Annotated in this window: 21 protein-coding genes; 8 read left to right on the top strand and 13 right to left on the bottom strand. The window is 67.3% G+C overall.

Features of this window, described 5'->3' with window-relative positions:
• Position 1 precedes the first annotated feature (1 nt).
• Positions 2–616 carry a cob(I)yrinic acid a,c-diamide adenosyltransferase gene (gene cobO / locus AC5JDC_RS20925; protein ID WP_495844254.1) on the top strand — a complete coding sequence of 205 codons (615 nt, stop codon included), beginning with the start codon at positions 2–4 and terminating at the stop codon, positions 614–616.
• Positions 617–635: 19 nt separating this feature from the next.
• Here cobO and AC5JDC_RS20920 read toward each other — a convergent pair whose 3' ends face one another.
• Positions 636–1,583, bottom strand: coding sequence for an RgsD C-terminal domain-containing protein (locus tag AC5JDC_RS20920; RefSeq protein WP_106771902.1), 948 nt, complete (start codon positions 1,581–1,583; stop codon positions 636–638).
• A gap of 111 nt (positions 1,584–1,694) precedes the next feature.
• Here AC5JDC_RS20920 and AC5JDC_RS20915 point away from each other — a divergent pair, with 111 nt between their 5' ends.
• Both AC5JDC_RS20915 and AC5JDC_RS20910 read left to right on the top strand, forming a co-directional pair.
• Positions 1,695–2,279 carry a nitroreductase family protein gene (locus AC5JDC_RS20915; RefSeq protein WP_495844251.1) on the top strand — a complete coding sequence of 195 codons (585 nt, stop codon included), beginning with the start codon at positions 1,695–1,697 and terminating at the stop codon, positions 2,277–2,279.
• Between the two features lie 3 nt (positions 2,280–2,282).
• The gene (locus AC5JDC_RS20910) at positions 2,283–2,888 is read left to right on the top strand and encodes a flavin reductase family protein (RefSeq protein WP_495844250.1); all 606 of its coding nucleotides are present in this window, start codon (positions 2,283–2,285) and stop codon (positions 2,886–2,888) included.
• A gap of 22 nt (positions 2,889–2,910) precedes the next feature.
• Here the strand turns inward: AC5JDC_RS20910 and AC5JDC_RS20905 are convergent, their stop codons facing one another.
• Together AC5JDC_RS20905 and AC5JDC_RS20900 are read right to left on the bottom strand one after the other, a co-directional pair.
• Entirely contained in the window at positions 2,911–3,774 is an 864-nt protein-coding gene (locus AC5JDC_RS20905; RefSeq protein ID WP_495844248.1) for an HpcH/HpaI aldolase/citrate lyase family protein, read from the bottom strand.
• Complete coding sequence (locus tag AC5JDC_RS20900) at positions 3,774–4,226, bottom strand: MaoC family dehydratase (protein ID WP_106771898.1); 453 nt, start codon at positions 4,224–4,226, stop codon at positions 3,774–3,776. Before AC5JDC_RS20900 ends, AC5JDC_RS20905 begins: the two co-directional genes overlap by 1 nt.
• 148 nt (positions 4,227–4,374) lie before the next feature.
• Here AC5JDC_RS20900 and AC5JDC_RS20895 point away from each other — a divergent pair, with 148 nt between their 5' ends.
• Complete coding sequence (locus AC5JDC_RS20895) at positions 4,375–5,493, top strand: DUF2336 domain-containing protein (protein ID WP_495844246.1); 1,119 nt, start codon at positions 4,375–4,377, stop codon at positions 5,491–5,493.
• A 178-nt stretch (positions 5,494–5,671) separates the two neighbouring features.
• Here the strand turns inward: AC5JDC_RS20895 and soxG are convergent, their stop codons facing one another.
• The 5 genes from soxG to AC5JDC_RS20870 all read right to left on the bottom strand — a co-directional run bounded on the left by soxG (position 5,672) and on the right by AC5JDC_RS20870 (position 11,828).
• The gene (gene soxG / locus AC5JDC_RS20890) at positions 5,672–6,259 is read right to left on the bottom strand and encodes a sarcosine oxidase subunit gamma family protein (RefSeq protein WP_495844244.1); all 588 of its coding nucleotides are present in this window, start codon (positions 6,257–6,259) and stop codon (positions 5,672–5,674) included.
• Positions 6,252–9,242, bottom strand: a complete 2,991-nt coding sequence (locus tag AC5JDC_RS20885) for a sarcosine oxidase subunit alpha family protein (protein ID WP_495844242.1) — start codon at positions 9,240–9,242, stop codon at positions 6,252–6,254. The genes soxG and AC5JDC_RS20885 overlap by 8 nt, the downstream gene beginning before the upstream one ends.
• Positions 9,239–9,535: a sarcosine oxidase subunit delta family protein gene (locus AC5JDC_RS20880; protein WP_495844240.1), complete on the bottom strand. Its 297-nt coding sequence runs from the start codon at positions 9,533–9,535 to the stop codon at positions 9,239–9,241. The genes AC5JDC_RS20885 and AC5JDC_RS20880 overlap by 4 nt, the downstream gene beginning before the upstream one ends.
• 240 nt (positions 9,536–9,775) lie before the next feature.
• Positions 9,776–11,035 carry a sarcosine oxidase subunit beta family protein gene (locus AC5JDC_RS20875; protein WP_495844237.1) on the bottom strand — a complete coding sequence of 420 codons (1,260 nt, stop codon included), beginning with the start codon at positions 11,033–11,035 and terminating at the stop codon, positions 9,776–9,778.
• Between the two features lie 166 nt (positions 11,036–11,201).
• Positions 11,202–11,828, bottom strand: coding sequence for a TetR/AcrR family transcriptional regulator (locus tag AC5JDC_RS20870; protein WP_495844236.1), 627 nt, complete (start codon positions 11,826–11,828; stop codon positions 11,202–11,204).
• Positions 11,829–11,931: 103 nt separating this feature from the next.
• On the opposite strand from AC5JDC_RS20870, the gene AC5JDC_RS20865 reads away from it, so the two are divergent.
• Positions 11,932–12,672: a 3-oxoacyl-ACP reductase family protein gene (locus AC5JDC_RS20865; protein WP_106771890.1), complete on the top strand. Its 741-nt coding sequence runs from the start codon at positions 11,932–11,934 to the stop codon at positions 12,670–12,672.
• 63 nt (positions 12,673–12,735) lie between these two features.
• Here AC5JDC_RS20865 and AC5JDC_RS20860 read toward each other — a convergent pair whose 3' ends face one another.
• The 4 genes from AC5JDC_RS20860 to AC5JDC_RS20845 form a co-directional block, all read right to left on the bottom strand.
• Positions 12,736–13,482, bottom strand: a complete 747-nt coding sequence (locus AC5JDC_RS20860; RefSeq protein WP_495844233.1) for a copper homeostasis protein CutC — start codon at positions 13,480–13,482, stop codon at positions 12,736–12,738.
• A gap of 181 nt (positions 13,483–13,663) precedes the next feature.
• Positions 13,664–14,728 carry a class II fructose-bisphosphate aldolase gene (fba, locus tag AC5JDC_RS20855; RefSeq protein ID WP_106771888.1) on the bottom strand — a complete coding sequence of 355 codons (1,065 nt, stop codon included), beginning with the start codon at positions 14,726–14,728 and terminating at the stop codon, positions 13,664–13,666.
• Between the two features lie 230 nt (positions 14,729–14,958).
• Positions 14,959–16,206, bottom strand: coding sequence for an alpha/beta fold hydrolase (locus tag AC5JDC_RS20850; protein WP_495844231.1), 1,248 nt, complete (start codon positions 16,204–16,206; stop codon positions 14,959–14,961).
• Between the two features lie 135 nt (positions 16,207–16,341).
• On the bottom strand, positions 16,342–16,899 hold the full coding sequence (locus AC5JDC_RS20845; RefSeq protein ID WP_106771886.1) for a histidine phosphatase family protein: 558 nt from the start codon (positions 16,897–16,899) through the stop codon (positions 16,342–16,344).
• Positions 16,900–17,093: 194 nt separating this feature from the next.
• Between AC5JDC_RS20845 and AC5JDC_RS20840 the strand changes: the two genes are divergently transcribed.
• The 3 genes from AC5JDC_RS20840 (at position 17,094) to AC5JDC_RS20830 (ending at position 20,721) form a co-directional block, all read left to right on the top strand.
• Entirely contained in the window at positions 17,094–18,044 is a 951-nt protein-coding gene (locus AC5JDC_RS20840) for an AEC family transporter (protein WP_495844394.1), read from the top strand.
• Positions 18,045–18,227: 183 nt separating this feature from the next.
• On the top strand, positions 18,228–19,685 hold the full coding sequence (locus AC5JDC_RS20835; RefSeq protein WP_495844228.1) for an NAD-dependent succinate-semialdehyde dehydrogenase: 1,458 nt from the start codon (positions 18,228–18,230) through the stop codon (positions 19,683–19,685).
• Positions 19,657–20,721: an aldose epimerase family protein gene (locus AC5JDC_RS20830; RefSeq protein ID WP_495844226.1), complete on the top strand. Its 1,065-nt coding sequence runs from the start codon at positions 19,657–19,659 to the stop codon at positions 20,719–20,721. The genes AC5JDC_RS20835 and AC5JDC_RS20830 overlap by 29 nt, the downstream gene beginning before the upstream one ends.
• Here AC5JDC_RS20830 and AC5JDC_RS20825 read toward each other — a convergent pair.
• Entirely contained in the window at positions 20,693–21,154 is a 462-nt protein-coding gene (locus AC5JDC_RS20825; RefSeq protein WP_495844224.1) for a hypothetical protein, read from the bottom strand. The two genes, AC5JDC_RS20830 and AC5JDC_RS20825, sit on opposite strands and share 29 nt — an antisense overlap.
• Positions 21,155–21,204: the final 50 nt, after the last annotated feature.

Raw genomic sequence — 21,204 nt, 5'->3', positions numbered from 1 at the left:
GATGAAGGCGATCGACGACGCGCAGGCCGAGCGCCACAAGGCCAAGATGACCAAGCGCAAGGCCGTTCAGGACGCGGAGGTCGCGACCAAGACGGTCGAGAAGGGGCTGCTCATCGTCAACACCGGGCCGGGCAAGGGCAAGACCACGGCCGCCTTCGGTCTGGCGTTGCGCATGCTGGGCCACGGCCGCCGCGTCGGCATCGTGCAATTCGTCAAGGGCGCCTGGCACACCGGCGAGCGGGCCGCTTTCGCGGCCTTCGGCGACAAGGTGGTGTGGCATTCGATGGGCGAAGGCTTCACCTGGGAAACGCAGGATCTTCGGCGCGATGTGACAGCGGCCGAAGCCGCCTGGGCGAAGGCACGGGAACTCATGGCCGATCCGACGATCGGCCTCGTCGTGCTCGACGAACTCAACATCGCACTGCGCTACGATTATCTCGATCTCGACTCGGTCGTCGCGGCGCTTAAGGCGCGGCGCGGCGGGCTGCATGTGGTGGTGACCGGCCGCAACGCCAAGCCGGCGCTGGTCGAGGCCGCGGACCTGGTCACCGAGATGGGCGCGACCAAGCACCACTTCGCGGCCGGCGTGAAGGCGCAGCAGGGAATCGAGTTTTAGACGGCTGGCGGGAACGCGCTCAGTCCGCGCCCTCCACGGCCGGCGGAACATTCTCGTCGGCGATCACCTCGACCTCCTCGTTGCGGCCGGCCTCGACCGTGAAGTCGCGCTGGTAGATGTGGTCGCGGTTCTTGGCGACGATGGTGTAGTCGCCTTCGGCCAGCACCATGGAGGCGTAGGCGCCGACGCTTTCGCGCACCGGATCGCCCGAATTGGTGAGAACCGACCAGGACGTGTCGGCGATGGCCTCGCCGCCGGCCTCGCGCACCAGCTTCATCGTCAGCTCGGCCGCCCTGTGCTCCACGGTAGCCTCGGTCAGCTTGCCCGCCTCGACCTTGATGTCGGAGCGCACGACGGCGTTGACGTTCCCGTAGGTCGATACGACGTGATAGGTGCCGGCGTTGAGCCGGATCACCGTGTCCGGGCTGATGTCGGGCAGGATCAGCGCGCGCTCGGCCCCCGGCTTGTCGTCGCCCTGGTAGACCGAGAAGCTCAATTTGTTGCCGGGAATGCGCAAGCCGCCGGAATTCTCCGCATTGAGCTTCAGCCCGCCGGCATCCAGCACGAAGGCCTCGCGCTTGGCGTCGCTGCCGACCGACACGCGCTTGGTCGCGCCGGCGCGCCCGTAGGAGGCGTGCACGAGATATTGCCCCGGCATCAGGTCGAAGGACTGCGTGCCGCCCTTGGCCGAGGCGACGAGCTTCAGCTTACCGTCCGGGCCTGCCTCGGTATCGAACACCCGCCAGACCAGGCCGCGCGTGATCTCGGCGCCATCGCCCACCAGTTGCGCCGCCAGCGTGATGCGGCCGAGCCCGGCGGTCGCCAAGGGCGAGGTGGCTTGGGCCGGGGCGTAGGTGGACAGACCGGGCATGTCGATGTGCAGGCGATCGCCGCGGTCCTGCGCGGATGCGGCAGCCGGGAGTGCGACAAGGCCGACGGCCACCAGCAGGAATTTTCGCGCGATCATGACTTGCCTTGAAGCGCAAGGCGGTGGCAATTTCAAGACCGCGCGCGCCAGGGCGCGGCCCAAGCCGCCGCGCAGCGTGCTTCAGCCGAAAACTCGAGGAACCAGAATAAAATGGCGTCGCCCATCATCGACTTCATGCTTGCCCGCGGCTCCGCGCCGATCCAGGATCTCAAGGGGCCCGGTCCGACGGACGACGAGATCGCCCTGATGCTGAAGATCGCGACCCGCGTGCCGGATCACGGGCGGCTGGAGCCCTGGCGCTTCATCCTCTACCGCGGCAAGGCACGCGAGGAGATCGGCGAGAAGCTGGCGGACCTGGTCGACGCGGTCGAGGGGCCACAGCCGGAAGGCCGCAAGCAGAAGGAGCGCGAGCGGTTTTCCCGCGCGCCGCTGGTGATCGGTGTGATTTCGAGCCCGAAACCGAACCTGAAGATCCCGGGATGGGAGATGTTCCTGTCAGGCGGAGCCGCCGCCATGAGCCTTTTGATTGCTGCGAACGGGCTCGGCTATGGGGCGAACTGGATCACCAACTGGTACTCTGACGTGGAGGAGGGGCGCCGGCTGCTCGGTCTGGCGCCGCACGAGCGCGTCGTCGGCTTCGTCCACATCGGCAATTATGAAGGCCAGCCGCCGGAGCGGCCGCGCCCGGATGTCCCGGCGCTCTATTCCGACTACTCCGGGCCGTGGAAGGAATAGACGATGTTCTTCGAGCCGGCGAAAGGCCACGGATTGCGGCATGATCCGTTCAAGGCGATCGTGGCGCCGCGGCCGATCGGCTGGATCTCGACGATGAGCAGGGCAGGGCAGGTCAATCTCGCGCCTTATTCGTTCTTCAACGCGCTTTCGTCGAAGCCGCCCCTCGTCTGGTTCTCCTCCGACAACGGCAAGGACAGCGTGACCTTCGCCGAGGAGACCGGCGAATTCGTCGTCAACCTGGTCGGCCGCGAGCTTGCCGAGCGGATGGTCAGGACCTCCGTGGAGGCGCCACGCGGCGTCAACGAATTCGACTATGCGGGGCTGGCGGCCGCACCCTCGCAGCTGGTGGCGCCGCCGCGCGTCGCCGAGGCTCCGGCAGCACTTGAATGCAAGGTGACCGAAATCATCCACCCGAAGGCGCTCGACGGGTCGTCGCCCGCCACGATCGCGATCGGCGAGGTCGTCGGCGTCCATATCGACGAGGCCTATCTCAAGGACGGGCTGTTCGACACGGCCAAGGCCGGCAACGTCGCCCGTCTCGGCTATTTCGACTATGCGCGGGTCGACGCCACCTTTGCCATGCGCCCGCCGAAATGGGATCGGGATTGAGACTGGCCAGGCTGCATCGCGGTTACGGACGCAGCCTGGCCAGCAGGCGCTCTGCCCGCTTGAGATGCGGGCGGTCGTACATCTTGCCGCCGATGCCGACCACGCCCGGATTGCCGGCGGCGGCAAAGGCTTCGATCACGGCACGCGCCTCCGCTACCGCCTCGGGTGAGGGGCTGAACGCCTCGTTGATGATCGCCACTTGGTCGGGATGGATCGCCATCTTGCCGGCAAAACCGTCGCGCTCGGCATCGAGGCATTCGGCCTTCAGGCCGGCCGTATCGCGAAAGTCGATGAAGACGGTGTCGATCGCCGCGGTCTCGGCCGCCGAGGCTGCAAGGAGCGTGACCGAGCGGGCGAGGCGAAAGACGTCGGTATAGCGGCCACGCTCGTCGCGGGTCGCGTGCGCGCCGATGGCGGCCGAAAGGTCCTCCGCGCCCCAGGTGACGCCGGCAAGACGCTGGTGGCCTTGGCCGTAGCTCGCCGCGCCGAACACGCCGGCGGCGGTCTCGGTGATGATCGGCAGAATGCGGGTGGCGCCGTCGGCAAGGCCGTTCTCCGCCTCCTGGACGCGGAGCCTCGCGGCCAACCGCTCGACATCAGGCAGGCCGGATGCCTTGGGCAGCATGATGCCGTCCGGCCGCGCCGGTACCAGCGCCGCCAAATCGTCATCCGTGAGGCCGGAAGAGAAATCGTTGACCCGGATGTAGATCGCGGCCCTCGCGGTCCGCCGGGCGCGGATGAAATCGGCCGCGATCGTGCGGGCGGCCGCCTTGTTGCCCGCTGCGACCGAATCCTCAAGATCGACGATGATGACGTCGGCAGCGGACGCGAATCCCTTCTCGAGCTTGCGCTCCGAATCGCCGGGGACGAACAGCAGCGAGCGCATCAGGCGGGCCTCTTCAGCATCATCGCCTGGCGCAGGCAGCGCGCCACAAGCACGCCGTCCTGGTTGAAGGCGCGGTGCTCCATCTCGACGATGCCGCGATCCGGCTTCGACTTCGATTCGCGCGCCGAGACGATCTCCGTCTCCACCCGGATCGTGTCGCCATGGAAGACCGGATGCGGAAACACCGTCTCGCGCATGCCGAGATTGCCGACCAGCGTGCCGAGCGTCGTGTCGTGCACGGAGATGCCGATCATCAGGCCGAGCGTGAACAGCGAGTTTACCAGCGGCCGGCCCCATTCGCTCTTGGCAGCGAAGTCGAAGTCGATATGCAGCGGCTGCGGGTTGAGCGTCATGGTGGAGAACATCATGTTGTCGTTCTCCGTCACCGTCTTGGTGAGCTGGTGCCGGACGACCAGCCCCGGCCGGCACTCCTCCAGGTACAATCCCGCCACGCGATCTCCTCCTGTTTCCCGACCTTGCTAGCCCCCGCCGCCCCGGCCGGCAAGCCGGTTAAGGAACATGGTGAACGCTTCGTAAACCTTTTGTTCCTAGGGTCGCCGACGGGACCGGGCGTCGTTCCGGGGGTAGTGGGCAGTCCGCATGGTGGTGTCGCAATTCCTGAGGTGGGTCAACACGGCGCGCGTCGCCGAGCGGGCCGCGGCGGCGAGTGCGTTGGCGCGCGCCTTCATCGAGAACCGCTTCGCCTTCGAGGAACGCTGCGCGGCGGAAGCGGCGCTCACCTTCCTGCTCGACGACCCCTCGTGGAAAGTGCGGCTGGCGCTTGCTGAAGCCCTGTCGATGAGCCGGCACGCCCCCTTGCAGGTGATCAGCGCGCTGGCCTCCGACCAGCCGGAGGTGGCCAGCCTGATCATCGGGCGCTCGCCGCTGATCACCGATGCCGATCTGATCGACCGGGTCGCCACGGGAAGCGTGGCCACGCAGGAGCTGATCGCCCGCAGGTCGGCCGTCTCGATGTCGGTTTCGGCCGCGCTGGCCGAGGTGGGCGAAGCCGAAGCCTGCTCGGCCCTTCTCGCCAATCCCGGCGCCGACATCGCCTCGATCAGCTTCCGCCGCATCGCCGAGCGGCACGGCCATGTCGGGCGACTGCGCGAAGCCATGGTCGCCGATCCGCGGCTGCCCTCGGACTGCCGTCACATGCTGCTGGTCAAGCTCGGCGACGCGCTGAGCCGGGCGCCGCTGGTCCGCGCGCTGATCGGCCATGCACGCGCCGAGAAGGTGGCGCGCGACGCCTGCGTCAGGGCATCGCTCATGCTCATCGAAGGCACGCATGCCGACGAACACGGCGCGCTGATCGAGCACCTGCGTCTGCGCGGCGACCTCACCGCCGCCTTCCTCATCCGTGTGGTCGCGCACGGCAAGATGGATTTTTTCGGTTCCGCCCTTATTGCCCTGAGCGGAGAGGCCGGGCACCGCGTGAAGTCGCTGCTCGCCGCCGGCGGCGACGGTGCCGTCTCGGCGCTGCTGAACCGGGCGGGGCTGGGCGCCGTCACCCATGCCGTGATCGTCCGCGCGCTGAAGGTCTGGCGCGAGGTCGCGAGGGGCAAGCGCGTCGCCGGCCCGCAGGAGGTGTCATGGCTGATGTTGAGGGAACTCGGCCCGAATCCGGCGGGAGAACTCGCAAGCCTGCTGAAGTCGATCCATGTCGACGTGCTGCGCGAGAACGCCCGCGCCCATGCGATGGCGATCGCGGCCGCGTAGCTTTCCGCGCGCCGGCGAGGCCAGCCTGGTTATTCGATTTCGCCGGCCGGCGCCGAATCGCCATTGGCCGCAATCGTCTCGGTTAGCCTTGCCGATCAGATGTCGTTGTGGGCGCCGACGGGTACGCCGCGGCAGGCATCGGCCTCGCGAGCCGCGCGCATCGCCGCCAGCCTGACCCTCATCGCACCTCGTAGCCGACCTCGTCGCAGCCGTGGCAGAGCATCTTCCAGAAGCTGCGGGCGAAGGAGCGGAAGACGTAGAGATCGAAACGGTCGGGGCCGGTGCGCTGGATCTGCGCGAAGATGTCGTGATGATTGGTCGAGATGCCTGACCCGACGGGCAGCGCCGGCAGCGAGAAGTCGACGGCGAAGAATTTCTGCAGCACCCACTCCGCCTTCGCCCCGGCGATACGGATCGCCGTGCGGCCATGCGAAAGATCGGTGACGGTTCCATCGCTTATCGGGATTGCGTGAACCAGCGTGTCAGCCAACCCCTCGTCGTCGGCCACGATCAGGAAGCGGCCGGGCGCGAAGCCGAAAGCCGCCTTAGCCTCCATGGCGACACCGCCGCCGGCGCCGTCGGGCAGCGACAGGGCGGTTGCCGTCTTGATCGCTGCGATGACGGCCCGTTCCGAGCCGGGCCAGGCCGCGGCCTGCACGATGGAGCCGGGCTGCGTCTCCGACAGCACCACGCCGACGCCGTCGGCGAAGTTGCCATGCGAGCCGGGGCGCCACACCGGCTGCAGAGGCGACAGCATCTCAACCATGCAGGCGGGTCCCTTCCGGATCGAAGAAGTGATGGCTGACGATCTCGACCTCGCCGAAGCGTTTTCGCAGCGGATCGGAGATGTAGGCGCGGGTGCCATGGCGCGCCTTGCCGCCGCGGATCAGCGCCAGGGCGATGTGCCTGCCGAGCGCCGGCGAGTAGCATGCGGCGGTGAGATGGCCGAGCGAATGGCGCGGACGCTCCTCGTCGGGGTAGTCGACGACATGCGCGCCGCCATTGAGCGGCCGGTTGTCGCGGGCGATCAGGCCGACAAGGCTCAGGCGTTCGTCCGAGACAAGACCCTCGCGCCCCAGCATGGCGGAGCCGATGAACGGCTTCTTCTTCGACAGCATCCAGTCCAGATGCAGGTCGTGCGCGGTGGTGCGGCCGTCGATCTCGGCGCCGGTGACATGGCCCTTCTCGATGCGCAGTGTGCCCAGCGCCTCCAGCCCGTAGGGGACGAGGCCGTATGGCTTGCCAGCCTCGATCAATTCCTCCCAGACATGCGTGCCGTGGCCGGCGCCGCAATAGACTTCGAAGGCCATTTCGCCGGAGAAGGAGAGGCGGCAGATCGTCACCGGCGCGCCGGCGATCTCGCCTTTGACGATGCCCATGAAGGGCATGGCGGCATTGTCGACCGCCGTGCCGGTGACGCAGGCGGCGAGAATTTCCCGCGCCTTCGGCCCGCCGATCGCAGCACCCGCCCACTGGTCGGTGACGGAAGTGACGTGCACCCTGAGGTCCGGCCACACCACGTCGAGGAAATACTCGAGATGCTGCATGACCTTGCCGGCATTGGCCGTGGTCGTGGTCATCAGGAAGTCGTGCTCGCCGAGCCGCCAGGTCGTGCCGTCGTCCATGACGAAACCGTCCTCGCGCAGCATCAGGCCGTAGCGCGCCTTGTTCACCGGCAGGGTGGAGAACATGTTGGTATAGACCCGGTCGAGGAATTCGGCCGCGTCCGGCCCCTGCACGGCGATCTTGCCGAGCGTCGACACGTCGACGATGCCGGCGGCCTCGCGCACGATGCGCGCCTCGCGCACATAGGCCTGATCGACGGTCTCGCCCGACAGGCCGTAGATCTGCGGACGCAGCCACAGGCCGGCGGCATAGAGCGTGGCGCCGTTGTCGGCATGCCAGTCGTGCATCGGCGTCAGCCGCTCCGGTTTGATGTCGCCGAAACGCTCGGCCGCCAGCGCGCCGATCGACACGGGCGCGAAGGGCGGGCGGAAGCGCGTCGTGCCGACCTCGGGGATCGGCTTGCCCAGCGTGTCGGCCATGATGGCGAGGCCGGGCACGTTTGAGGTCTTGCCCTGGTCGGTCGCCATGCCGAGCGTGGTGTAGCGCTTCAGGTGCTCGACCGAGACGAAACCCTCGCGATGCGCCAGACGGACGTCCTCGGCCGTCACGTCATGCTGGAAATCGACGAAGGCTTTTCCCTTCGCCGGAATCTCGAACACAGGTGCCGGCTCGGAAAAGGGAGCGGCATTGCCGACCTCCGGTGCTGCGATCGGGCGGCCCCTGCCATTGGCCGCGCTTAGGCCGGCGGAAATGCCTTCCGCCAACGCCTGCGCGGTGGAGAAACGGCCGTTGAAGGCGCCGGCGCCGAGCCAGGCCTGTGTCGGCTCAGGCGGCAGGAAGGCCTGCAGGCCTTCGTCCCAGCGCGGCGTGGTGCCGGCCTGGCTGGCGAGGTGGATGGCCGGCGACCAGCCGCCGGAGACGAGCAGGCAGTCGGCATCGAGATGGCGCGGCTCACCGGAGAGCTGCCGCGTGGCAACATCGAAGCGCTGCACCTTCACGCCGGAAAGCGCCTTGCCGCCCTCGGTGCCGACGACGGCATGGCCGGTGAGATGCTCGCAGCCCGCCGCGGCGGCGATGGCTTGTGCCTCGGCGGAGATTTCCGCGCGCATGTCGACGATGGCGGCGATCGTGCCGCCTGCCTCGCGCAGTGCGGCGGCTGCAGCATAGGCGCCGTCGTTGTTGACGAACAGAACGGCCTTGTCGCCGGCAACGATGCCGAATTCCCGCGCATAGCGCTCGGCGGCGGAGGCGAGCATCACGCCCGGGCGGTCGTTGCCGGGGAACACCAGCGGCCGCTCCAAGGCTCCCGTGGCGAGCACGACCTTTCTGGCGCGAATGGTCCAGTGGCGATGGCGCGGCTCGCCCTTGGCCGGTGCCGGCTTGTGGTCTGCGACGCGCTCCAGCGCCGCGATGGTGTTGTCGTCGTAGTAACCCCAAACGGTAGTGCGCGGCAGCAGCCGGACATTGTCGCGCCCGGCAAGGTCGCGGACGGCTTCAGCAGCCCATTCGGAAGCCGGCGTGCCGTCGATGGTCTCGGCCGACCAGTTGGCCGAGCCGCCGAGGCGCGGCTCGAACTCGGCCAGGATGACGCGCGCACCGCTGTCGGCCGCGGTGCTGGCGGCCATCAGCCCGGCCGGACCCGAGCCGACGACCAGCACGTCGCAGAAGGCGTTCATGCGCTCATAACGCGCCGTATCAGGTGCCAGCCCGGCGCGGCCGAGGCCGGCGGCGCGGCGGATGAAGCGCTCGCATATCATCCAGAAGCGCGTGCCCTTCAGCGGGCCGAGCACCGGGCCCATGAAGGTCTTGTAGTAGAAGCCGGCCGAGATCAGCGGACCGGCGAGCCCGTTGACGGCACCGACGTCGAAATCCAGTGAGGGAAAGCGGTTCTGGCTGACGGCGGTAAAGCCGTCGTGGATTTCGATGGTGGTGGCCGGGATGTTGGGCTCGCGCACCTCGCCGCGCAGCACCGTGACCAGCGCGTTTGGCTCCTCGACGCCGGCCGACAGGAGGCCGCGCGGGCGGTGGTACTTGAAGGAGCGGCCGAAAAGCGACACGCCGCCGGCGAGCAGCGCCGAGGCGAGCGTGTCGCCGGCATGTCCGGTCATCGGCCTGCCGTCGAAGGTGAAGCGGATCGTGCGGGCGCGGTCGATGCGCCCGCCATTGCCGCGGCGCGGGCTCATGGGCGAGGCCCCTGTCTGCGGGACGAGGCATGCGCGGTCGACGGCCGGGCGAAGACGACGTCGAGGATGCGGTGGGTGAGCGTGTTGCGGGTCACCTTGAGGTGCGAGCGGCAGCCGCCGGAGTGCTGCCAATACTCATGATGGTCGCCGGCCGGGTTGGTCCGGTCATAGACATAGGCGTTCCATGCCGCCTGGTCGGTCGAGGCGGGATCCGGACGCACGCGGTTGGCGTCGCCTTGGTAGGTGAACTCGGACACGTCGCGCGCGCCGCAATAGGGGCAGGGGATCAGCATGGTTCGAAATGCCCCAGATTTGATTGTGGGGTCGGCGCTCCTTCGCACCCCCCTCTGTCCTGCCGGACATCTCCCACACAAGGGCGGAGATTGGCCGGCCGCTTCCTTGGCGCCCATTCTGCAACGCTGGTGATTGGCGAAAACCGGCGTGACAGCCAATCTCCCCCCTTGTGGGGGAGATGTCCGGCAGGACAGAGGGGGGCAACGTGGAGTGCCGACATGGTTTCCATCAACACAGCTTCAATGCAGCCTTGGCGTCGCGCCCTGGCCCTTGTCGTCGATGACGAGGCCGCGGTGGAACCGGTCGAGGGTGAAGGGGGCGTTGAGCTCGTGCGGGGCGTTCTTGGCGATGGTCCAGGCGAAACACCAGCCGGAGATCGGCGTCGCCTTGAAGCCGCCATAGCACCAGCCGCAATTGAGATACATGCCGGGCAGCGGGCCGGTGGTGATGATCGGCGAGCCGTCCATCGACATGTCGCACACGCCGCCCCAGGAGCGCAGCACGCGCACCGGCGCCAGCGACGGGAACAGCGCCAGCATCTCGCTCATCACCTCCTCGACGATCGGCAGACCGCCGCGCTGGGCGTAGGAGTTGTAGCCGTCGAGGTCGCCGCCATAGACGAGCCCGCCCTTGTCGGACTGGCCCATGTAGAAATGGCCCATGCCGAAGGTGACCACGGTATCGAGGAAGGGTTTCAGCGATTCCGAGACGAAGGCCTGCAGCACGTGGCTCTCGATCGGCAGGCGCTCGATGCCGGCCATGCGGAGCACGTGGCCGGTGGAGCCGGCGACCGCCACCGCCACCTTCTTCGCCCTGATCTCGCCGCGCGTCGTGGCGACGCCGACCACGCGATCGCCTTCCCTGAGGAAGCCGGTGACCGCGCAGTTCTCAAGAATGTCGACGCCGCGGCGGTCGGCGCCGCGCGCATAGCCCCAGGCGACGGCGTCGTGGCGGGCGGTGCCGGCGCGCCGCTGCATCAGCCCGCCGACGATCGGGAAGCGGGCGGAGCGCGACATGTCGATGCCGGGCACGAGGCGGGCGATCTGCTCCGGCGTCATGAGCTCTGCGTCGGCATCGAGATGGCGCATGGCGTTGCCGCGGCGGGCATAATCGTCGAGCTGTGCCGGCGTGTGGGCCAGGTTGAGCACGCCGCGCTGCGAGAACATGACGTTGTAGTTGAGGTCGTGGGAAAGATTCTCCCACAGCTTCATCGACTGCTCGTAGAAGCGGATGTTTTCCGGCAGCAGGTAGTTGGAGCGCACGGCCGTGGTGTTGCGTCCGACATTGCCGGAGCCGAGATAGCCCTTCTCCAGCACGGCGACGTTGGTGATGCCGTGCTCCTTGGCGAGATAGTAGGCGGTCGACAGCCCGTGGCCGCCACCACCGATGACGATGACGTCATAGGACGGCTTCGGGTCCGGCTTGCGCCAGGCCGGCTTCCAGTGGCGGTTGCCCGAAAGCGCGTTCTTCAGGATCGAGAGAGCAGAATATTCCGCCATCGCAGGGCATCGTCCAGGTCAGGGAGTCGCGGCAGACTATAGGCGCAGCCGGTGCGCCAAGGCCAGTTTTACGCCACCGCTTTTCACAAGTCCGACTTGGCGGGAGGATATCGACAACCTGCCGACCTTCGACGGCGCGGGAAACGGGGGCTGGCGCGGGCGGAAGTCAGGCCGGCGACGCTTCCCGCGGTACGGCGGTCAGCCTGTCCCAGGCGGCCATCGCGCCTTCGGCGACGGCGAGCAGCGTCCCGACGGCGGCGCCATCGCGGGCCTGGATCGACATGCCCTGCTGGACGGTGGCGTAGAAGCTGGCGACCGCCTGGCAGTCGAGGCCGGCTGGCAGCTCGCCCTCGGCGATGCCGCGCTCCAGCCTTTCGCGCAATCCCGCGAGATTTCCGGCGCGATGCCGGCGCAGCACGGCGCAGGCTTCGGGGCTGGCGTCGCTGCCGTTGAGCGCGCCCAGCACGATCAGGCAGCCGGCCGGCTTGTCCGAGCGGGTGAAGGAATGGGCCGTCCGCCTCAGATAGGCCCCGAAGGCGGCGCGCGCGGTCGGCTCGGTCGTCAGCGCTTCCCATATCTCCGGGCCTTCGCTGCGCTCGTAGAGCTCCACCGCCTCGCTGAACAGCTCTTCCTTGGAGCCGAAGGCGGCATAGAGGCTGGGCGGATTGATGCCCATCGCAGCCGTTAGGTCCGCCAGCGACGTGCCGCCATAACCCTTTGCCCAGAACAGCTCCATCGCGCACCGCAGCGCTTCCTGACGATTGAACTGCCGTGGCCTGCCGCGTCCGGACATGCCTTCATCCTTTTTGTATCAGTCGATAAATAAACCGCTTGACGTGTCTAGGCAAGCGGCGCATGAAATATGTAGTAATCACTAAATTAAAAGGAGTCGAGACATGAGCAAGCTGGTTGGCAAGGTTGCGCTGGTCACGGGAGGAAGTCGCGGAATTGGTGCCGCGATCGCCGGACGCCTGGCCTTGGAAGGCGCCGATGTCGCCTTCACCTACGCCCGCTCGGGCGACAGGGCAGAAGCGATGGTCCGGGCGGTCGAAGAGCGGGGGCGCCGCGCCCTGGCGATTCATGCCGACAGCGCCGATCCCGGCGCGGTCGAAACCGCCGTCAGTCTGACCGTCGAGCGGCTCGGCAGGCTCGACGTCCTGGTCAACAACGCCGGCGTCTACGAGGTCGGGGCGATCGACCGGCTCACCCGGGAGGATTTCGAGAAGACCGTCGCCATCAATCTTCGCGCCCCCTTCCTGGCCTCCAGCGCGGCGGCGCGTCACATGGGCGATGGCGCCAGGATCATCTCGATCGGCAGCACCTTCGCCACGCGCGCGCCGGAAGAAGGACTCAGCCTCTATTCGCTAAGCAAGGCCGCCCTCATCGGAATGACCAAGGGCATGGCGCGCGACCTGGGCGCGCGGGGCATCACCGTCAATGTCGTCCACCCCGGCCCGACCGACACGGACATGAACCCGGCTTCAGGCCCGGGGGCGGCGGCGCAACTGCGATCGATCCCGCTCCGGCGCTTCAGCGATCCGGACGACGTCGCAGGACTCGTCGCCTGGCTGGCCGGGCCGGAAGGACGCAACGTCACCGGCGCCGAATTCACGATCGACGGCGGGGCGAACGTCTGAACGATGCGGTCGGCCGGCGTCGTGGCGCAACCTTGCAGCGGCTCCCGAAAAGGCCGGTGCGGGCTAGGCAGTCGACTGCGCGGCCGCGATCGTTGCCGCCACCGCTTCGGCATCCGTCACCGTGTTGCGGTACTCGCGGTCGAGGTCGGTTCCGCCCATGCCGACATTCGGATTGCGGTAGGCCATGCCGCTCGGCACGTCCTTCAGCGCGGCGAAATGCATCTCTTCGACGCCGGTGGCAGCCAGAACACCGGCGATGTTGCCGGCGTCGAGCCCGCCGCAGGCCATGACGATGATGCGGCCGCCCGCCTGTCTCACCAGGCGGGCGAGCAGGTCGGCACCCTCGACCGCCGTGTCGCGCTGGCCGCTGGTGAGCACGCGGCCGACGCCGCAGCGCACCAGCGCCTCCAGCGCTTCCGCCGGATCGCGCGTCATGTCGAAGGCGCGGTGGCAGGTGACGGCGAGCGGCCCGGCCGCCTCGGCCAGCGCCGCCATCCGCGGCTCGTCGATCGTGCCGTCGGCCCTCAGGCAGCCGACGACGACGCCGGCGACCCCGAAATCACGCAGCGCCGCCACGTCATCGAGCATCGAGCCGAACTCGCGCTCGCTGTAGAGGAAATCGCCGCCGCGCGGCCGCACGATCACATGGAACGGGATTTTGGCGACGGCGAGCGCCTGCCGTACGGTACCGATGCTCGGCGTTATGCCGCCCTCGATCAGCGCCGCGCACAGCTCGACGCGGTCGGCGCCGCCTTCCTGGGCGGCCACCAGCCCGTCAATGCCTTCGACGCAGACTTCGATGAGGGGCATTGGCGTCTCCGTTTCCTCCCCTTCGAGGGGAGGGTGGCGGCGAAGCCGCCAGGTGGGGTACGTGCAGCAGTGCTCGGCGCCTCGTCTTACGCCGTCAGAATGGGCGCGGGCGCACGGCCGCTTGTACCCCTTCTGGCCGCTTCGCGGCCATCTCCTCCCTCAAAGGGGAGAAAGCTCGCGCTCAGCCGAACTTCGGGTCGAGGCTGCCGTTCTTGTAGCGCTTGGCCATTTCGGAAACCGGCAGTGGCTTGATCTTGTCGGCGTGACCGGCGGTGCCGAACTCCTCGAAGCGCTGCTTGCACAGTTTTGTCATCGCCGCCATTGCAGGCTTCAGATATTTGCGCGGGTCGAACTCGCTCGGGTCCTCGGAGAGAATCTTGCGGATCTGGCCGGTCAGCGCCATGCGGTTGTCGGTGTCGATGTTGATCTTGCGCACGCCGTTCTTGATGCCGCGCTGGATCTCCTCCACCGGCACGCCCCAGGTCGGCTTCATCTTGCCGCCGTATTTGTTGATGATCTCCTGCAGGTCCTCCGGCACGGAGGAGGAGCCGTGCATGACCAGATGCGTGTTCGGCAGCTTGCGGTGGATCTCCTCGATGACGTGCATGGCGAGAACCTTGCCGTCCGGCTTGCGCGAGAACTTGTAGGCGCCGTGGCTGGTGCCCATGGCGATGGCCAGCGCGTCGACCCTGGTCTCGGCGACGAATTTCACCGCCTCGTCGGGATCGGTGAGCAGCTGGTCGTGGGACAGCTTGCCCTCGGCGCCGTGGCCGTCCTCCTTGTCGCCCATGCCGGTCTCCAGCGAGCCGAGCACGCCCAGTTCGCCCTCGACCGAGATGCCGCCGAGATGCGCCATGTCGGTGACCGTCTTGGTCACACCGACATTGTAGTCCCAGTCGCCGGGCGTCTTGCCGTCGGCCTTGAGCGAGCCGTCCATCATCACAGAGGTGAAGCCCGACTGGATCGCCGTCATGCATGTGCCGGGCTCGTTGCCGTGGTCGAGATGCACGCACACCGGGATCTGCGGATAGATCTCGGTGACGGCGTCCATCATGTGGCGCAACATGATGTCGTTGGCGTAGGCGCGGGCGCCGCGCGAGGCCTGCAGGATCACCGGAGCGTTGGCGGCGTCCGCCGCTTCCATGATCGCCAGCGCCTGCTCCATATTGTTGATGTTGAAGGCGGGGACGCCGTAGCCATGCTCGGCGGCGTGATCAAGCAACTGCCGAAGGGTGATGCGGGCCATGCAAACTGTCTCCTCACGATCTGCAAAAAATAATCTGGATGCCGACCGAATAGTGGAAAAACGACCGGGAAAACAGCGAATTTCCAACTTTTCGCGACATTTGCAGCGCCGATTCGGAGCGCAACGCGGCATCCGGGCGGCTCAATCGATTAAAAGGATACTGTTACCTGCCTAGCAAGCCGGAGGCCCGGGCAGGACCATCCCGGCGGCGGCATTTCGAGCCCCGCCGTTCAGGCTCCGTAGACCGCGCGCATCCGCACCGCTTCTTCCGAGATGTCGCCCGGCTGCGCGCCCTTCTGTACCCTGGCCTTGATCTTCTTGACATGCGCGGCATAGCCCTTGTTGGCGGGCTCGATCTTCGCCGCCTTCGCCGCGAAGGTCTGCGCCTTCGCATAGAGCCCGAACTGCATGTAGATCAGGCTGAGGTCGTAGCTGGGCTTGGCGAAGCGCGGGAACGCCTGCATTGACTTGCGGTGAATGGCGATCGCCTGATCGTAGTCGCCGAGCTTCTTGAAACAGGTCGCCAGGTTGAAGCGGTAGTTGGGCTGGTCGGGCAGGATCGCGTCGGCGAGCGCGAAGGCGCGCAGCGCCTCCGCATGGTCCCCTTCCTGCATGAGCGCCAATCCCAGCAGATAGTGGGCATGGTCCGACCACAGGTTCTGCTTGGTGACTTCCCGGCCGATGCGGATAGCGGCGTTCCATTCCTTCCGGTCGTGGGCGACATGCAGCGCATAGAAGTAGGTGGCAAAACCCTCGTGCCGCAGTGCGTTGCCGTCCTGTTGCAGCGGCGGCAGCGGTTCACCGGCGAGAAAGGCCTGCAGCAGCGGCACCAGAAGGCGTCTGCCATGCAGATAGGCCGGAATGTCATGGCCGACCCGGCGGAGGGTTCGTCCCTGAAAATTCGGCAGCGCCGTCGCCAGGCTCATGCAGTAGAGCTCGACGGGATCGCGCTCCCCCGCAATCACCGTGACCGGCTGTTCGGCGGCGCGGACGAAGCCGTGCAGGTTCTGGTGCCGGATGGAGGCATCCGGCGCCATCAGCCTTTCGCTGCGGCTTGCCGGCAGCTTCAGCGTGGTTTCCGGAGAAAAGGCGAGGACGCGCGCGCCGAGTTGCGTTCCGTAGAGGATGGCGCCGTGTGCGCCCATGCCTTGCCCGACGACCACGATTTCCTCGGCCCCAAGATAGCGGGCCCAGAGCGAAAGCGTATGCAGCGTTTGATCGACATCGTCGCCCAGGCCCGGGACGCCGCCCTGGTACCATTCGTTGCGGCCGCCATTGTTCAGGAATAGCCGGTTGGCGGGGAGTTCGTCCGCGGCGTCGACGAAATTGAAGGAACCCGGCTTGGCGCCGGAAGCGCTCATGAAGATCGCGAGCTGCTTCGAGCCCGCATGCGGGACGACCTTGAAGGCATCTCCCTCGAAGGCGGAGGGGGGCGCCACGATGGCGGTTTTCAGGGCCAGCTCCGATTGACGACTCACGCGGGCACCTCCTTCAGCAGAAAAAACGGGCCACTCCTACAGGACTTCGCCCCGGCTGCAAACCGCAAGGCGGCGAAAGAGCGATTTCCCCGCTGCGGTGGAGGTCGGCGCCGACGGTCGGAAAACAACCACTGGTCAGTTGAACACGATGCGGCCGAGCACATGCAGACGCTCGCCCTCCGGCCGCACGATCACCGCCTCGCCCTCGCGCGCCGAAACACCGGTCAACTCGCGGATGTTCTCGGCATGGGTGATCATGAGAAAATTGTCCGAGCCGGAGAAATTCGTGATCTCGGTCAGGATCGCCTTGATCTGCTCGGCCTTGACCGCTTCGTCGGCAGCGAGCGGGTCGAGGGCTTCGAAAGGCTCCGGATCTTCGCGGAAGGCGACACGCGCCGTCTCGAGGCAGCGGCAGTAGCGGCTGGACAGCATCCGCTCGACCGGCGCGGCGCGGGCGGCGAACAGGGCCCCGATCTTGCGCGCCTGCTGCTTGCCGCGTTCGGAAAGATTGCGCTGCGTGCTGCATTTCTCGATGTCGAAATTGGCCGGCTCCGCGGCTCCGCCGCTCACCATGGCGTTGCGCAGCAGAACGACATGGCCGCCGTCGCGCAGCAGCGCCCAGCCGGCTTCCGTCGCCGGCGCGGCGACTGCCGTGGCGATGAGCGCGATCAATGCGAAAACGAAACGAAGCATCCGGCCTCCCTGTGCGGTCGCCCGGATATAGGGATGGTATCGACGGCGAAAAGACAAGCCGGCGCACGGGGCGAAAGCTCAACAGAAGGTGTTCGACGATTGACAGGCCGGTATCAGGCGGGTCCAGGGGCGGCATGCGCGTGTGGACACGCTCGGACGTTGCGCCGCCTCCGGCGCTCGCCTATCACGCGCTGATGTCTCCGCTTCTCGAAACCGTGCTGTTCATCTTCGGGCTGGTGGCGCTCGGCTATATCGCCGGCGCCACCGGCTATCTGAAGGTGCAGACGGGCGAGGCGCTTTCCGAATTCGCCGTCGGCGTGGCGCTGCCGCTGCTTTTGTTCCGCACCATGATCGGGGCCGATTTCCACGGTTCCGCGCCGTGGGGCCTGTGGGGCGTATATTTTGCCGCCGTCGTCGTCGCCTGGACCGCCGGCCACCTCGTCACGACCCGCGTGTTCGGCCGCGATTCCAGGGCCGGTGTGGTCGGCGGCGTGTCGTCGGCTTTCTCCAACCTGGTGCTGCTCGGCATCCCCTTCATGCTCGGCGTGTTCGGACAGCGCGGTTTCGAGGAGCTGTCGCTGCTGATCTCGATCCACCTGCCGACCATGCTGATGGCCTCCATCATCCTGTTCGAGCTGTTCTCGCGGGACGGCGTCGAGCCGATGCACCCGCTGCGCATCGTCCGGGATTTCCTGCGCAAGGTTTTCACCAACCCGCTGATCGTCGGCATCGTCTGCGGCCTGGCGTGGCGGTTCACCGGCCTGGAGCTGCCGGCGCTCGCCATGCGCTTCGTCGATGCGCTGGCCGAGATCGCCGCGCCGCTGGCGCTGTTCGCCATGGGGCTCGGGCTGAAGCGCTTCGGGGTGTCGGGCAATGTGCGCCCGGCGCTGGCGCTGTCGGCGCTGAAACTCGGGCTGATGCCGGCGGCGGCGCTGGCGCTGGCCTGGCTGTTCGACCTGCCGCCGCTCACCGCGAAAGTGGCGGTCGCGGCAGCGGCGCTGCCGTCTGGAGTGAATTCCTATCTCATCGCCACCCAGTTCGGCACCGGCCAGGCGCTCGCCTCCAACCAGATGACGATCGCTACGGCGCTTGCGGCGGTCACCACCGCGCTGTGGCTGACGGCGGCGCAGGCGGTGTTCGGTTAGGCCAGGTCGGCTGAACTGGACCAATCGCGATCTGCGCCTGCGGCGATTGATCCGGGCGTTGCCGATAGGGTAAGACCAGTGCCGGAGCGGCCGCCGCTCGGCGCGGCCGCATGCGCCCGATCGCGGCGCCCTCATCACGTCACGCAAAGGGTCCCGCCCGGACGGGACCGCAGGGAGACCATCATGCTCCAGAAGACCAGCCATTTCATGCGCCAGGCCAACTTCATCGGCGGCGAGTGGGTGCAGGCCGATTCCGGCAAGACGGTCGACGTCACCAATCCGGCGACCGGCCTGGTCATCGGCACCGTGCCGAACTCCGGCAAGGCCGAGACGCGCCGCGCCATCGAGGCGGCCGAGGCCGCGTTCCTGTCGTGGAAGAAGACGAGCGTGCTGGAGCGCCACAAGCTGCTGCGCAAGCTGCACGACGCCATCATGGACAACCAGCAGCCGCTGGCCGAGCTGCTGACCATGGAGCAGGGCAAGTCGCTGACCGAGGCCAAGGGCGAGATCGCCATCTCGGCCGCCTATGTGCTGTGGTTCGCGGAAGAAGGCCGCCGCGCCTATGGCGACGTCGTGCCGTCGCCCTGGGGCGACCGGCGCATCCTCGTCACCAAGGAGCCGACCGGGGTGATCGCCGCGATCACGCCGTGGAACTTCCCGTCCTCGATGCTGTCGCGCAAGCTGGCCCCGGCGCTCGCCGCGGGCTGCACCACCGTCGTGAAGCCCGCCTCGCAGACGCCCTATTCGGGCCTTGCCTGGGGCGCGCTGTGCGAGGAGGCCGGTTTCCCGAAGGGCACCGTCAACATCGTCACCGGCTCGGCCAGCGAGATCGGCGACGAGATCTGTGCCAACCCGCTGGTCAAGAAGATCACCTTCACCGGCTCGACCGGCGTCGGCAAGATGCTGATGGCCAAGGCCGCCGCGACCGTGAAGAAGGTGTCGATGGAACTCGGCGGCAATGCGCCGTTCCTGGTGTTCGACGACGCCGACATCGACCGCGCCGTGGAAGGCGCGATGCTGGCGAAGTACCGCAATTCCGGCCAGACCTGCGTATGCACCAACCGCTTCTTCGTGCAGGCGGGCGTCTACGACGCGTTCGTCGAGAAGTTTTCCGAGGCGAGCCGCAAGCTCAAGGTCGGCGCCGGCCTCGAGGATGGCACCCAGCAGGGTCCGCTGATCGACGAGAAGGCGGTCGAGAAGGTCGAGGAATTCGTCGCCGACGCGAAGGCCAAGGGCGGCAAGGTGGTGACCGGCGGCAAGCGCCACGCGCTCGGAGGCTCCTTCTTCGAGCCGACCGTGATCTCCGAGGCTACCCCCGACATGATGTTCATGAAGGAGGAGATCTTCGGCCCGCTGGCGCCCGTCTTCCGCTTCGAGACCGAGGAGGAGGCGGTAAAGCTCGCCAACGACACCGAGTTCGGCCTCGCCTGCTACTTCTATACCGGCGATCTCGGTCGCGCCTTCCGGGTTATGGAAGGGCTGAAATACGGCATGGTCGGCGTCAATGAAGGCCTGATCACCACGGTCGAGGCGCCGTTCGGCGGCATGAAGGAGTCGGGCATCGGCCGCGAGGGCGGCCACCAGGGCATCGAGGACTATCTCGACACAAAATATGTCTGCATCGGCGGCCTCGGCCTCTGAGCCGGCGGCGCTGGAGATGGGGGCGGACACGATCTTCGGTCACGCGCCGGCCGGCGAGCCGGTCCGGCGCCTGACGATCTCGGCCGGCGGCCTCACGGCAAACATCCTGTCGTGGGGCGCCGTGATCCAGGATCTCAGGCTGGAGGGCCACGAGGCCCCGCTGACGCTCGGCTTCGAGCGCCTCGACGACTATCTCGAACATCCCAATTATTTCGGCGCGGTGGTGGGCCGCCACGCCAACCGCATCCGCGACGGCCGCTTCACCGTTGCCGGCGACGAATACCGCATCGAGCCGGAGCGTCCGCAAGCGCACGGCCTGCACGGCGGCTCGGGCGGCTACGGCCGCCGCAACTGGGCCGTGGCCGGTTTCGGCGCCGATTTCGTCAGTCTTTCGCTCACCGATCCGGACGGCATAATGGGCTTTCCCGGTTCCCTCGACGTGCAGTGCGTCTACAGGCTGCGGGAACCCGGCATTTTCTCCGTCGAGCTGACGGCCACCACCGACCAGCCGACGCTCTGCAACCTCGCCCAGCATGCCTATTTCAATCTCGACGACGGCGGCGCGACCGACACGCTGTCGCACGAGCTGACGATCGCGGCGGATGCCTACCTGCCGGTCGATGCGGAGCTGATCCCGACCGGCGAGGTGCTGCCGGTGGCGGGCACCGTGTATGATTTCCGCCGGCCGCGTAAGATCAGGCCCGCCGAGGTGGAAGCATCCGTCCGCTACGACAATAATTTTTGCCTGGCCGCCGCCCGCGGCGCCCTGCGGCGCGCGGCCTGGGCGCGCGCCGCCCGGTCGGGAGTCGAGATGGAGGTCTGGACCACCGAGCCGGGCATCCAGTTCTATGGCGGCCAATATGTCGGCAATCAGCCGGCCGGGCTTGGCGGGCGGGAGTACGGGCCGTTCTCCGGCTTCTGCCTGGAGGCGCAGACCTGGCCCGATTCGCCCAACCGGCCGTATTTCCCGCAGGCGCTGCTGCGGCCCGACGAAATCTACCGGCAGATCACGGAGTTCCGGTTCCGACGGGGGTGAGCGGGTTGGCGTCCTGCGACGGACGATACTGGCGCAACTCTGCTGGCCTTTTGGTGCGTTCTGCATCGGCTGGGCGGAAACGATAGGCGACGATTCCGTTCTCCTGCTCGATCCGATCGAGAAGGATGATCGAGCCTATAAGATGCGGCGACCTTGTATCGTCCCAGACGTAGGCTTGCTGGAAAGTGCCATTCAACTGCACGATGTACAGGTAACCGAAACCGGCGCCACTGGCTGCCTTTGGATTGCTCGGTCCGGCGCGAACCCCGACAATCTTGCCTATGACCGTCGTTGTGCTGACGATCGGGCTATCGTTCCTTGCTGTCCGAAATACCGGCGCGACATAGGCAGAGACGGCGCCGGCAACGATCAAAAGACCCAGCCCGTTCCAGCGGAACCAAGTCCATACCCACCAGAAGCTAAGCTTGCTCACCCAGCCCTATAGCGGTCGCTACCGACCTGCAGCCCCTGCAAAAGCGCCAG

The sequence above is a fragment of the Kumtagia sp. genome, assembly GCF_059502445.1.
This window is presented reverse-complemented; position numbering and strand designations above follow the sequence as displayed.

Coding starts and splice junctions, on each gene's coding strand:
- AC5JDC_RS20860 (WP_495844233.1), bottom strand. CDS start 13,482: ATGCCCCTCATCGAAGTCTGCGTCGAAGGCATTGACGGGCTGGTGGCC.
- AC5JDC_RS20875 (WP_495844237.1), bottom strand. CDS start 11,035: ATGGCGGAATATTCTGCTCTCTCGATCCTGAAGAACGCGCTTTCGGGC.
- AC5JDC_RS20915 (WP_495844251.1), top strand. CDS start 1,695: ATGGCGTCGCCCATCATCGACTTCATGCTTGCCCGCGGCTCCGCGCCG.
- AC5JDC_RS20835 (WP_495844228.1), top strand. CDS start 18,228: ATGCTCCAGAAGACCAGCCATTTCATGCGCCAGGCCAACTTCATCGGC.
- soxG (WP_495844244.1), bottom strand. CDS start 6,259: ATGGTTGAGATGCTGTCGCCTCTGCAGCCGGTGTGGCGCCCCGGCTCG.
- AC5JDC_RS20845 (WP_106771886.1), bottom strand. CDS start 16,899: ATGCTTCGTTTCGTTTTCGCATTGATCGCGCTCATCGCCACGGCAGTC.
- AC5JDC_RS20910 (WP_495844250.1), top strand. CDS start 2,283: ATGTTCTTCGAGCCGGCGAAAGGCCACGGATTGCGGCATGATCCGTTC.
- AC5JDC_RS20895 (WP_495844246.1), top strand. CDS start 4,375: ATGGTGGTGTCGCAATTCCTGAGGTGGGTCAACACGGCGCGCGTCGCC.
- AC5JDC_RS20905 (WP_495844248.1), bottom strand. CDS start 3,774: ATGCGCTCGCTGCTGTTCGTCCCCGGCGATTCGGAGCGCAAGCTCGAG.
- AC5JDC_RS20865 (WP_106771890.1), top strand. CDS start 11,932: ATGAGCAAGCTGGTTGGCAAGGTTGCGCTGGTCACGGGAGGAAGTCGC.
- AC5JDC_RS20870 (WP_495844236.1), bottom strand. CDS start 11,828: ATGTCCGGACGCGGCAGGCCACGGCAGTTCAATCGTCAGGAAGCGCTG.
- cobO (WP_495844254.1), top strand. CDS start 2: ATGAAGGCGATCGACGACGCGCAGGCCGAGCGCCACAAGGCCAAGATG.
- fba (WP_106771888.1), bottom strand. CDS start 14,728: ATGGCCCGCATCACCCTTCGGCAGTTGCTTGATCACGCCGCCGAGCAT.
- AC5JDC_RS20920 (WP_106771902.1), bottom strand. CDS start 1,583: ATGATCGCGCGAAAATTCCTGCTGGTGGCCGTCGGCCTTGTCGCACTC.
- AC5JDC_RS20840 (WP_495844394.1), top strand. CDS start 17,094: ATGTCTCCGCTTCTCGAAACCGTGCTGTTCATCTTCGGGCTGGTGGCG.
- AC5JDC_RS20885 (WP_495844242.1), bottom strand. CDS start 9,242: ATGAGCCCGCGCCGCGGCAATGGCGGGCGCATCGACCGCGCCCGCACG.
- AC5JDC_RS20830 (WP_495844226.1), top strand. CDS start 19,657: ATGTCTGCATCGGCGGCCTCGGCCTCTGAGCCGGCGGCGCTGGAGATG.
- AC5JDC_RS20880 (WP_495844240.1), bottom strand. CDS start 9,535: ATGCTGATCCCCTGCCCCTATTGCGGCGCGCGCGACGTGTCCGAGTTC.